Below are 12,454 nucleotides of genomic sequence, written 5' to 3' on the forward strand. Positions count from 1 at the left end.
CTCATATAAATGTTATATATAATCAGTCCATTAATACTTTGGTGCGAATAGAGAGATATAGTTTTTCTTCCAAAATCAATTCATATTTAAAAGTGGCGTACAAATACCTTTCAATTTCATGAATTGCGCGCTGTAACAGAATGTCTTTCTCAAGAAACTGTTCATAGAGATCACCAATATCTTTCTGTTTTATTTTTTCATTGCATAATACGCGACTTGAAAAATATTTAAGGTGTATCATGAACCTGGAATAATTAAATGAACTTCTGTCCACCTTTCTGTTATAAACAACTTCAATAAGCCCCGTGATTATTTGCGACAACTCAATAATCCGTACTGATTCATAATCAACTGAATTTTCATAATTATTTAAAATATGCAATGCTATAAAACCAATCTCATCATCAGGAAGTTGAACGCTGAATTGCTCATTAATGATAGTTAATGCATCGCGACTTATCGCATACTCTGCTTTGTACAACGCTTTGATTTCATCAAGGAAAACATTATTAATTTGTATGCCTGAAGCGACTCGGGATATTGCATTCGAAATATGATCAGCAAGAATCAATAGTAGCGATGGATTGAGATTTTTTTCGAGATTGTTCTCCGCATATTGCACTATTTTTTCGGCAACAAAAACATACTCAATATCCACATGTTCAATCAATTTGTAGAGTTTATTTTTTTGTTCATTTCTGACATAAAAAATCCGGTTAGCCGGATGCTCAGGGACCGACATTCCATATTTTTTGTTGTAACCGACGCCAGGCCCAGAAATGATAACCTCCTGTCCATTCATCGATGCCTGTACACAATTATTGTTCATGACTTTTTCGATGATCATTCCATAGCTCCAAAAAAAAAGGCAAGGCACGTCAGAAGTAATAATTACTTCAAACATTGCCTTGCCTGATTTAACAGTTACAAGATGATTAACTAATGCATATACATTACACGGAATTGTGCTTAATTAAAGAGATGGTCGGCTTATTTTTCAAGCCGACATTCAAATATTCGACATCAGTCACAAAACCAACGTCTAATATTCAGGTAAATATTATCTATTCAACGAAATATAAATTCATTGAATAAATAAAAACATTATCCCCTTCTCGCCAGCGTCGCCCCATCGGCAAAATACGCTTTTATCCCTGCGAGGATTGATTCCGCAACTTCCTGCTGGAAGGTTGCCGTTTTCAGTTTACGTTCTTCCTCAACGTTACTGATAAACGCCGTTTCGACCAAAATGGAGGGTATATCAGGCGCTTTCAGCACGGCAAACCCGGCTTGTTCAACCTGATTTTTATGCAGCTTGTTGATTTTACCGAGCTTATTCAACACAGCTTTACCAAACTTCAGACTGTCGGCAATGGTCAGCGACTGCACCATATCGAACATAGTATGGTCGACATAACGGTCGCCGCTCTTACTCACGCCACCAATCAAGTCCGAGGCGTTCTGAGTTTGCGCCAGATATTTTGCCGCGGTACTGGTTGCACCTTTGGTAGAGAGCGCAAACACAGAGGAACCGCTCGGCTGGCGACTGGTAAAGGCATCGGCATGAATAGAGACAAACAAGTCAGCACGCTGTTTCTGTGCTTTTGCTACGCGCACTTGCAACGGAATGAAGATGTCTTCATTACGGGTCATGTAAACTTTCATATTGCCCTCTTTCTCAATCAGAGAGCGCAAACGGCGGGCAATTTGCAATACCACATCTTTTTCACGCGTTTTGTATTTCCCCACCGCACCGGAGTCTTCGCCGCCATGGCCAGGGTCAAGCATAATGACAATCGGACGATCGCGCCCTGCTTTGCCTGGCTGCGGGCCACTCTGCGCAGGCGGCACCTGCTTTTCGAGATCGCCTTTATTGTAATCCTCCAGCAGCGCCAGCAGCGGGTCCTGCATGTCCTGAGCATTGGCAGGATAGAGATCCATCACCAGACGCTCTTTAAACCCGGCGACCGGAGCAAGGGCAAACAGCTGCGGTTTTACGTTTTGCTTTAACTCAAAAACCATCCGCACGGTTTGCGGGTCAAACTGCCCGACGCGCGCCGACTTGATGAACGGGTCATCAGCACGAATTTGTGCCGCCATCCCCTTGAGCACTGAGTTCAGGTTTACATCTTCGATATCCACCACCACGCGTTCAGGGTTACTCAACGCGAACTGCTTATATTTCAGCTGACGATTAGATTCTACCGTCACACGGGTGTAGCTGGACGCAGGCCAGACGCGCACCGCCACGACCTGGCTGACCGCAGCCAGACTGACCTGACTTACGCTCAATAGCCACATGGCACCCGCGCCTTGCAGTAAACGACGACGGCTGATTGCTGTGTTGGATCCCGACATGCATCTCCCGAGCAAAAAAATCTAAGCTGTGTAACAAATAAACGACTAATTTGACCGGAAACTTTAGCGAAAGACGCATAATCTGTCATCTAATAAACGGTAAACATTCTTTTTATATTCACGGCATTACTGATAAAAAAGTTGCTCATGCGTAAAATTTGCACTTGCACCCAGTGAAAAAACAGAATAAAAATACAATAATTACGAATAATCATGCAAAGAGGTGTGCCGTGGTGAAGGAACGTAAAACCGAGTTGGTCGAGGGATTCCGCCATTCGGTTCCTTATATCAATACCCACCGGGGAAAAACGTTTGTCATCATGCTCGGCGGTGAAGCCATTGAGCATGAGAATTTCTCCAGTATCGTTAATGATATCGGGTTGCTGCACAGCCTCGGCATCCGTCTGGTCGTGGTCTATGGAGCGCGCCCGCAGATCGATGCGAATCTGGCAGCGCATCACCACGAACCGCTATATCACAAAAATATACGCGTGACCGACGCCAAAACACTAGAACTGGTGAAGCAGGCTGCGGGAACATTGCAACTGGACATTACTGCTCGCCTGTCGATGAGTCTCAATAACACGCCGCTGCAGGGCGCGCATATCAACGTCGTCAGTGGCAATTTTATTATTGCCCAGCCGCTGGGCGTGGATGACGGTGTGGATTACTGCCATAGCGGGCGTATCCGGCGGATTGACGAAGATGCGATTCATCGTCAACTGGACAGCGGTGCGATAGTGCTGCTGGGGCCGGTCGCGGTTTCAGTCACTGGCGAGAGCTTTAATCTGACCTCGGAAGAGATCGCCACTCAACTGGCCATCAAACTGAAAGCTGAAAAGATGATTGGTTTTTGCTCTTCACAGGGCGTCACTAATGACGACGGCGATATTGTCTCCGAGCTTTTCCCTAACGAAGCACAAGCGCGGGTAGAAGCTCAGGAAGAGAAAGGCGATTACAACTCCGGTACGGTGCGCTTTTTGCGTGGTGCGGTGAAAGCCTGCCGCAGCGGCGTACGTCGCTGTCATTTAATTAGTTACCAGGAAGATGGCGCGCTGTTGCAAGAGTTGTTCTCACGTGACGGTATCGGTACGCAGATTGTGATGGAAAGCGCCGAGCAAATTCGTCGCGCAACAATCAACGATATTGGCGGCATTCTGGAGTTGATTCGCCCACTGGAGCAGCAAGGTATTCTGGTACGCCGTTCTCGCGAGCAACTGGAGATGGAAATCGACAAATTCACTATTATTCAGCGCGATAACACGACTATTGCCTGCGCAGCACTCTATCCGTTCCCGGAAGAGAAGATTGGGGAAATGGCCTGTGTGGCCGTTCACCCGGATTACCGCAGCTCATCAAGGGGCGAGGTTTTGCTGGAGCGCATTGCCGCTCAGGCGAAGCAAAGCGGATTAAGCAAATTGTTTGTACTGACCACGCGCAGTATTCACTGGTTCCAGGAACGTGGATTTACCCCGGTGGATATTGATTTACTGCCCGAGAGCAAAAAGCAGTTGTACAACTACCAGCGTAAATCCAAAGTGTTGATGGCGGATTTGGGGTAAGTGGTGGAAATCGCCAGATGCGACATGCGCAATGCCTGGAGGCATGATAAACACGCTAGCATCGCATCAGGTATTGACGCTCATCGTCGGATGCGGCGTGAACGCCTTATCCGACCTACATCAAATCAAAGGTGTTGATGGCGGATTTAGGGTAAGCGACGGAAATCGCCAGATGCGCATATGCGCAATGCCCGGAGGCATGACAGGACGCGCATGCATCGCATCAGGCAATCACGTTTATTCCCGCGAACTAAACAACGCCGCCAGACCACTGCGCCGCTCAGTACGAGTGGCGATTGCCGCACTTAATATGCGCTCATCGGCATACAACGACAGACGGCGACGCGCGCGGGTCACCGCAGTGTAAACCAGCTCTCGCGTTACAACTGGCGTGCGTTGGCTCGGTAAAATCAACGCCGCATGGTCAAACTCCGATCCCTGCGATTTATGTACCGTCATCGCCCACGTGGTTTCGTGTTCTGGCAGGCGGCTCGGTTGCACAGACTTAATATTGCCATCCGGCATCGCAAACCAGACGCGCGTCCCCTGCCCGCGATCCAGCGCAATACCGATATCGCCATTAAACAACCCAAGCGCGCTGTCATTACGGGCAATCATCACTGGTCGGCCTTCGTACCAACGAGAGTGCGGATGACGATGAATTTTGCGCTTCTGTTGCATAAACTGCTCAATTCGCTCATTCAGTCCAGCCACGCCAAACGGCCCTTCCCGCAGGGCGCACAAAAGCTGGTACTCATTGAACGCCTGAATGATTAAATCCGGCTCGGCACGTGCCTGAAGCAGATCCAGATAACGCCCGTAACCCGCAAGAGCCTCCTCAAGCATCGCAATATAGTCTTCGCCGCTCTGTAAAAGCCGTTTTTCGATATCAGTAAAATCCTGCTGAAAAACGGTTTTCACTGCCGTTTTATCACCACGGTTGATCGCCGCAGCTAACTGACCAATGCCAGAATCGCTGCCGAAACGATAGCTTTTTTGCAGCAGGCAGAGACTGTCGCGCAAAGATGCCGCTTCCGTACCGCTTCCCGCCGGGACGTGGCTTCCCGTCAGGCGGCTTAGCTGCCCGGCACGCTCTGCGGTAAAGCCCGCATTGGCATAAGCGCAGATATCGCCCAGCACAGCCCCAGCCTCAACCGAGGCTAGTTGATCACGATCGCCGAGAAAGATCACTCGCGCATGATCGGGCAAGGCGTCGATCAGTCTCGACATCATAGGCAGATCGATCATTGACGCTTCATCTACCACCAGCACATCAAGATGCAGCGGGTTACCGGCATGATGACGTAAACGCTGGCTACCCGGCTGCGCACCCAGCAATCGGTGCAAAGTGCTGGCATCTTCCGGAATGCGTTTCTTTTGTTCATCGGTCAGCGGTAACTGGCGCAAAGCCTTGCCGAGAGATTCGGTTAAGCGCGCGGCAGCTTTACCCGTTGGTGCAGCCAGACGGATACGGCAGCGTTCGCCGTCTGCCATTTGAATTAACGCTGCCAGCAACTTCGCTACGGTGGTCGTTTTACCGGTGCCAGGGCCGCCGGAAATCACCGAGATCCGCCGCGTCAGCGCCACTGCCGCCGCCACTTTTTGCCAGTTAATTTCATCGCTTACTGGAAAAAGTTTGTCCAGGGTTTGCGCCAGTAGAGCTTCATCAACCTCAATGGCATGATTCACTTCGTTGAAAAAGCGTGCCACTGTGCGCTCGTTACACCACATGCGATTCAAATAAAGACGATCACCACAGAGGATCATCGGCGTTGGTTCATCTCCCCGGCTGACCGCTTGTGAAGCCAGCAAGCATTCTTCCCAATTTTGTAACTCACCGATTTCGCTGACGCAGGTTGCTAACAGCGGATGTGACTCCTCGTTATTTTCCAGTCGTGAGAGCGGTAAACAGACATGCCCTTCCCCGGCGTCGTGGCTTAACAGGGCTGCCGCGAGGGTGACGGCAGGATGTTCATCTCCCGCCACGGTCAGGGCAAATTGCACATCCAGCGGGCGTAGCTGTTTGTGCTCCACAGCTTCCAGTAATTGCTTTTGCAATTTCATTACGCCTCCTCCAGGGTCATACCGGCAAACATCTCATCCATCAGGTCAATCAACCCGGCGTTGGGTCGGGTTGTGTAAATCCCTTGTTGCGGATGTTCTTTATCAACGCCACGCAGGAACAGATAGATAACGCCGCCAAAGTGACGATCATAGTCGTAATCAGCAATGCGATGGCGCAGATAACGATGCAGCGCCAGGGTATAAAGCTGATATTGCAGATCATAGCGGTGTGCCTGCATCGCCGCTGCCATAGCCTGTTGGGTATAAGCCGAACTGTCTTCACCCAGCCAGTTGGATTTATAGTCGAGCAGGTAATAACGCCCTTCGTGGCGGAATACCAGGTCGATAAAGCCTTTTAACATGCCGCGTACCTGCATGAACTCCAGCGGCGGGCAGCCAGCGGATAGCGGATCAAACTGGCGAATTAGTGCATCAAGCTGGCTGGCGATGAGCGGTTCACTAATCGGCAGGTAAAACTCCATCTCCACCTGTTTATCGCGGTCGGAAAGCTGATTCAGGCTAACACCCGTTTCATTGAGAGGTGCCTGGAGGACAGCCGTGATCCACTCGGTCAACACTGGTTCCCACTGCGATTCAAAGCCGCCGAGTTCCAGTTTTTCCTGTACCCAGTTCGGGTCAACCGGCTGGGTAAAATCGAGGTCTTCAAACAAACTGTGCAAGAATGTCCCTGGTGACGCACCGCGCGGGAACTGATGCGGTGTTAACGTCGGTTCTTCAACGACGCTGACCACGCCTGCGGCATCAACATCCAGCCGTGGCATCAGATCCTGAGCGATACCGTGACCACGCTGCTGCAAACCGGAGTAGCTGGTGACACGCCAGTTATCGCCGGGCAATCGTTGTAGCGTCCTCGCATTCAGTTCTGCAGTTAAAGCATCATTAACCTGCCAGGGCTGGTTATCACCAGTTTGTGCCGTTTGCCAGGCAATATCATCATCGCATAACGCTTCAATACAGGTGCGAAGCCCTGCCGCATCTTGCGGTTCCCCTTTTTGCAGCAAACGCCCGAGCGCACTTTGGTGGACGTCGGTGTCACCTTTTTTATCGCCACGACGGCGCACCAGCGGTGCAACGCCGAGACTGCAATGCCAAACCGAACGCGTCAGCGCAACGTAAAGCAAACGCAGATCTTCCGCCAGACGTTCGGCCTCCGCGAGGTCGACGCTTTCTGGCGCAGCATTAAGATCCAGAACAGCCTCAAACGAGTGGCGATCGTGATAAAACGCCTGATCCTGGACGCGGAAATTGGTGATAAACGGCAGCCAGACCAATGGATATTCCAGCCCTTTCGATTTGTGGATCGTGACAATCTGCACCAGATGTTTATCACTTTCGAGACGCATTTGTTGGCTGGAGGCATTACTGTCTGGCTCGAGGATATGTTGCGATAACCAGCGTACCAGCGCATGTTCACTTTCCAGCTGCGTTCCGGCTTCTTGTAGCAATTCGCTGATATGCAAGATATCGGTAAGACGCCGCTCACCGCCTGCTGTTGCCAGCAAGTTTTCTGCAATGTTACGCGCCGACATCAGCGCCCGCAGCATCGGCATAACGCCACGTTTGCGCCAGATTTGCCGATAACCATCGAACTCTTCGACTACCGCATCCCACGCATGTTCGTCATTATTCAGCGTTTCAATATCCAGCGCATTCAGCCCCATCATTGACGTTGCCAGCGCACTGCGCAGGGTGTTCTCACGTTCTGGTGTCATCACCGCCTGCAACAGCCAAAGCATCTCCTGCGCTTCCAGAGTTTCAAAAACACTGTCGCGGTTCGAAAGGTAAACGGAAGGGATTTCCAGCAGCGTTAAGGCATCGCGCACCTGAGCGGCCTCCTGGCGGCTGCGCACCAGCACACTGATGTCCGAAGCACGCACCGGACGCGCGTCGTCGCCGTTCATCAGCAACGCTTCGCCCCGCTGTCCGGCTTGTAGCCAGTCGCGGATTTGCGCAGCACATACCTGCGCCATGGTACTTTGATAATCGCCAACGCCGCAGCTTTCGCCTTCCATCAGCCACATTTTCATCGCAGGCTGCGTTTCACCTTTAAACACAAAACGTAACGCCTGATTTTTCCCGGCTGATTTCACTGGAATAAACGGTATTTCGCGAAACATGAACGCGTCATCAGTCTGACTGAAAAGCTTATTCACGCTGTTCACCATTCCTGGTGCGGAGCGCCAGTTGGTATCTAAGGTGTAGTGGGCGTGAACTTCGCTACGCGCCTTCATATAAGTGAAGATATCCGCACCCCGGAATGCATATATGGCCTGTTTCGGGTCGCCAATCAGCAACAATGCGGTTTCCGGCTGATGGTGCCAGATACGGCGAAAAATTCGGTACTGCTGGGGGTCGGTATCCTGAAATTCATCAATCATTGCCACCGGGAATCGCGTACGGATCGCCGCTGCCAACACCTCGCCGCTTTCGCTACGCAGCGCGGAATCGAGCCGACTTAACATGTCATCAAAACCCAATTCGCCACGGCGGCGTTTTTCACGCGCTACTGTTTCGCGGATCTCAGCCAATGCGCGGGTGATCACCAGATCACGGATCGACAATGGTTCTGCAAGCAGTTGATCGATCGCCTCAAACAGTGGATGTCGCGGGGTTTCCCCCCCGGCTTTCGTGCGATCTTCTAAGAAACGCTGAGAGAATTTTTCCAGCGACTCCGGTAACTGATAACTGTTGGTCTCTTCTTCTGCCCAGGCACTGATCTTCTCGATCCATTTAGCCTGATTGCTACGGTTAAACTTGCGTCGATCAATACCAGAAGATTCGATCAGCGCATCCAGTTCACCCACTGCGTCGCGCCACTGCTGTTTTACCGTATCAATACGCGCCACAATTTGCGCGTGGCGGGAAGCCAGCGTTTCATCATCGGGCGGCGGTGCTTTGATAACCGGTGCTTCGCCTTGCAGATAACGATTAATATCGCGCAGCAACGCCTGCGGCCCTTTCCAGGTTTCAAAGACCACCTGGGCAATTTCACGCGGCAGCGGGTAGCAGTGGCGACGCCAGAAATCGGCGCAGGCCTGGTAGCGTAGCAGAGACTCATCTTCAATCAGCTGCTGCTCAAACAGCATGCCGGATTCAAAGGCATTCAAGTTGAGCATGCGCTGGCAAAAACCGTGAATAGTAAAGACTGCCGCTTCATCCATCTGCCGTTCGGCTAACAACAACCACTGCGCGGCTTGCGCTTTATCGTCGATCTCTTCCAGCAGGCGTTCGTACAGTGGATTGTCGGTGGTTTCACGCAGACAGGCGATGCGCAACTCGTGGATATTGCTACGGATACGACCGCGCAATTCTGCCGTGGCAGCCTCGGTAAAGGTCACCACCAGCAGTTCTTCAACGGTCAGCGGGCGGGGAAAGGCGGCAGAACCGCCTAGTCCAAGTAACAGGCGCAAATAGAGCGCCGCAATCGTAAAGGTTTTGCCTGTGCCGGCAGAGGCTTCAATCAGGCGCTCGCCCTGTAAGGGCAAGCGCAAAGGATCTAGTGTCTCGGCGACATCACTCATTCTTTTCACTCATCAGGGGCATTGTTTGCTGCAACGCGCTGACGTTCTCCCACACTTTCCAACCTTCAGGATGCACATATTCGGCTTTCCCGTTCTGGCTGCCGGAAATCTGCGACAGAATAGCCATGCCTTGCGGCTCGACCACCGCCTGATGGAAGAAATCAGCAAGTTTTTGCGGCGTCAGCAGTTTTATCTGGGCCACGATTTTATCACGCGAATCGAAGCGCATATTGCCGCGATCGAAATCTTTACTTAACTTCGATGCTTCTTCGCCGAGCGTTTGCGGTGCCTGCAGCATCTGGGTTATTACCGCCTGCTGGATTTGCGCAAACTCTTCTGGCTTCATCGTCCGCAATTTTGCCTCTGCGGTTGGGAAAAACGCCTTGTAACGCTCCCACAAGAATGAAGGCTGTTTATCATTGCTTTGCAACAGGAAGCCCATGCCCCACTGACGTCCCACGCTCATTGGAAACGCAAACACGGCATAGCCCAACTGTTCTTCGGTACGCAACTGATTGTAGAACCACGGCTGTACGATCTGCCCCAGCAGAGAGCTATAGGCTGAGCTGGTGTATTCATCGTAGCCAGTCGGTACAAATACCGCTGCCAGTGCGGAGTCGGTGCTGTTACCGGCTTTTTCAAAGATGACGGATTGTTTTTTATCGACCACGACATCTTTGTTACGACACCACTCCGAACCATCAGCGCCCAACTGTTTTTGCACATCGCGTGCCAGCGTTGTTGCCTGGTCTTCGGTCATGTTGCCAATAACCATAAACTCTGGTCGAGCCCCTGATTTTAAGGCGTCGCGATAGGCCAGCACCTCTTTCAAAGTGATTGAAGGCAAAATTTTGCGCCGTTCATCTCGCGAGAAGTACGGCACTTGCGAGAGCATCTGCGCGGGCATAATCGCCTGCTCGAACGCTTTGCCCTTTTCTGCGGAATCCATCATCTGGTTATACCAGGACTTCGCCTGCTCAAGCTGATCTTCCGTAGCGGTATAGCTAAAGTAGCCCTCCAGCAGAGCCTGGAACAGCTGCGGCAGGCGCTGGGTGTAACCATTGGCATTAACCATAAGGCCGTTGTTAGCATTGGTGGAAAAACTTATGCCACCAACCGACGCCTGGTTGCTTAACTGATCAAGCGCCAGTCCGGCAAGATAATCATTGAGCGCAAACATCACCTGATTGCGGGCGCTGTCCATGGCTTTCGGGTTACGCAAAATCAGGCTAACATCAGCTTTGGGTTCGCTGGCAAAATAACGGCTTGGCGCATACACCACGCGCAGATTCGACTCATCAACAATCAGCTCTGGATGGTCGTATTTCTTCTCTGACTTAATCAGCGAGAAATCGTCAGGAATATAAGGGTTAAGCTCTGGCAAAGAGAGCACAATGTCGGCGGCTTTTTTCTGCCAGTCGGCGAAAGTTTGTGCGCTAATTTTATCTACCTGATACGGCGCATCGACAAAGTAAGCCGTTTTGTTGTGCGGCTCTTTCGGGCTGATATACCAGATACGCGCATTCTGCGGCGTCATCATCGCCAGGCGTTCTTTTACTGCTTTAGCATCGTACCGATCGGCAATATTGACTGCATCCAGCGTATGCTCAACAGGAACGCGAATCATGGTATCTGCCAGCCATTCAACGTAATCCATATCACGGGTGATTGACGGATAACGAAAGTCGATATCCAGCACATTCGCCAGTTCATCGAAGTATTGTTTATCAATCCCTTTTTCGCGTAACAGATTGAGGTAGCTAAAAATGGCCGCCACAACCTGATCGCGATTCGCCAGACCTTTATCGGTTAAAGACGCAGAGATCGCTAATACGCCACTGTTGCCGTTGACGATAGGATCGGAATTGGCGCTAATGCCCTCAACTAATCCCTGCTTTTGCAGCCAGTCAGAAAGTGTACCTGGGCTGCGATTACCAATCAGATAGGTAATCAATTCATCCGTTTTACTACGGAACTTCGCTGAATTGTTATCGATGCGAAACTCAACGCGCAGAACTTTACGCGGCAGCGCCGGGACGTAATGAATGATAATGCCCTTTTGCGCGTCGGTGACTACCGGCACGGTGATTTCCGGTTTTTTGCTCTCTTTGTTCGGCACGCGACCAAAAGTGTCCGCCGCCATTTTTGCCAACTCCGACAACGGTTTATTGCTGTATATAACCGCCTTCATCAGATTGGCAGAGTAATATTTCTCGTGGAAATCTTTCAGCGCCTGCTGTACCGGATTGCCGGGTTTATCGCTTAAAGTTTCGAGGTTACCACCAGAAAACTTTGAACCTGGGTGTGCCGGGTTAATGGTTTCTGCGCTGACCTGTGCCATGCGCATCCCATCACGCGTACGCGCCATGGTTAATTCAGCGTTCACCGCATTACGCTCACGTTCGGCGTATTTCTTGTCGAGCAAGGGTTCAGCAATAGCATCGGCCAGGCGGTCTACCGCACCGGGTAAGGCGTCGTTCTCAACTTCCAGATAGAAAGCCGTGCGATACGGTGCCGTGCTGGCATTGTGGCTGCCGCCGTGCATTTTGAGGTATTCAGCCAGACTGTCAGCCTGCGGGTACTTTTTCGAACCCATCAGACTCATATGTTCAAGGTAATGTGCCAGCCCCTGGTACGCCTCGGGATCTTCCAGCGACCCAACGGGCACCACCAGCGCCGAGAGCGATTTAACCGCCTGCGGGTCAGAAACCAGCAAAACCACCATACCGTTATCCAGACGTATAGCCTGATACTGGCGGTTATCTTTACCACTTTTACGGATGGTTTCCTGAATCGGCTGCCATCCCGTTTCTGCCTGACTTAAGGGTGCCCAAAGGGCAACAAACAACAATAATGCTTTGAACCAGGTGCTGCGGGGCATTCACGGACCTCATTATCAACTTTATTTTCTGTCCAGATTCAATACGT

At 51.1% G+C, this 12,454-nt stretch carries 6 protein-coding genes; 1 reads left to right on the forward strand and 5 read right to left on the reverse strand.

Features of this window, described 5'->3' with window-relative positions:
* Positions 1–22: 22 nt before the first annotated feature.
* Together QUE34_RS17150 and amiC are read right to left on the reverse strand one after the other, a co-directional pair.
* Positions 23–847: a PRD domain-containing protein gene (locus QUE34_RS17150; protein WP_001318021.1), complete on the reverse strand. Its 825-nt coding sequence runs from the start codon at positions 845–847 to the stop codon at positions 23–25.
* Between the two features lie 257 nt (positions 848–1,104).
* Entirely contained in the window at positions 1,105–2,358 is a 1,254-nt protein-coding gene (gene amiC / locus QUE34_RS17155) for an N-acetylmuramoyl-L-alanine amidase AmiC (RefSeq protein ID WP_000016907.1), read from the reverse strand.
* 230 nt (positions 2,359–2,588) lie between these two features.
* Here amiC and argA point away from each other — a divergent pair, with 230 nt between their 5' ends.
* A complete protein-coding gene (gene argA, locus QUE34_RS17160) occupies positions 2,589–3,920 on the forward strand; it encodes an amino-acid N-acetyltransferase (RefSeq protein WP_000237940.1) in 1,332 nt (443 codons plus the stop codon).
* A 237-nt stretch (positions 3,921–4,157) separates the two neighbouring features.
* Here argA and recD read toward each other — a convergent pair whose 3' ends face one another.
* Genes recD through ptrA form a run of 3 tightly spaced genes read right to left on the reverse strand, consistent with a single transcriptional unit; the run spans position 4,158 to position 12,407 of the window.
* Entirely contained in the window at positions 4,158–5,984 is a 1,827-nt protein-coding gene (recD, locus tag QUE34_RS17165; protein ID WP_032303712.1) for an exodeoxyribonuclease V subunit alpha, read from the reverse strand.
* On the reverse strand, positions 5,984–9,526 hold the full coding sequence (gene recB, locus QUE34_RS17170) for an exodeoxyribonuclease V subunit beta (RefSeq protein ID WP_032303713.1): 3,543 nt from the start codon (positions 9,524–9,526) through the stop codon (positions 5,984–5,986). The genes recD and recB overlap by 1 nt, the downstream gene beginning before the upstream one ends.
* Positions 9,519–12,407, reverse strand: coding sequence for a pitrilysin (ptrA, locus tag QUE34_RS17175; RefSeq protein ID WP_032303714.1), 2,889 nt, complete (start codon positions 12,405–12,407; stop codon positions 9,519–9,521). The genes recB and ptrA overlap by 8 nt, the downstream gene beginning before the upstream one ends.
* Positions 12,408–12,454: the final 47 nt, after the last annotated feature.

The organism is Escherichia sp. KS167_9B (assembly GCF_030295215.1).
In the GTDB taxonomy this organism is placed as follows: Bacteria; Pseudomonadota; Gammaproteobacteria; order Enterobacterales; family Enterobacteriaceae; genus Escherichia; species Escherichia coli_F.

Coding starts and splice junctions, on each gene's coding strand:
- QUE34_RS17150 (WP_001318021.1), bottom strand. CDS start 847: ATGATCATCGAAAAAGTCATGAACAATAATTGTGTACAGGCATCGATG.
- amiC (WP_000016907.1), bottom strand. CDS start 2,358: ATGTCGGGATCCAACACAGCAATCAGCCGTCGTCGTTTACTGCAAGGC.
- recD (WP_032303712.1), bottom strand. CDS start 5,984: ATGAAATTGCAAAAGCAATTACTGGAAGCTGTGGAGCACAAACAGCTA.
- recB (WP_032303713.1), bottom strand. CDS start 9,526: ATGAGTGATGTCGCCGAGACACTAGATCCTTTGCGCTTGCCCTTACAG.
- ptrA (WP_032303714.1), bottom strand. CDS start 12,407: ATGCCCCGCAGCACCTGGTTCAAAGCATTATTGTTGTTTGTTGCCCTT.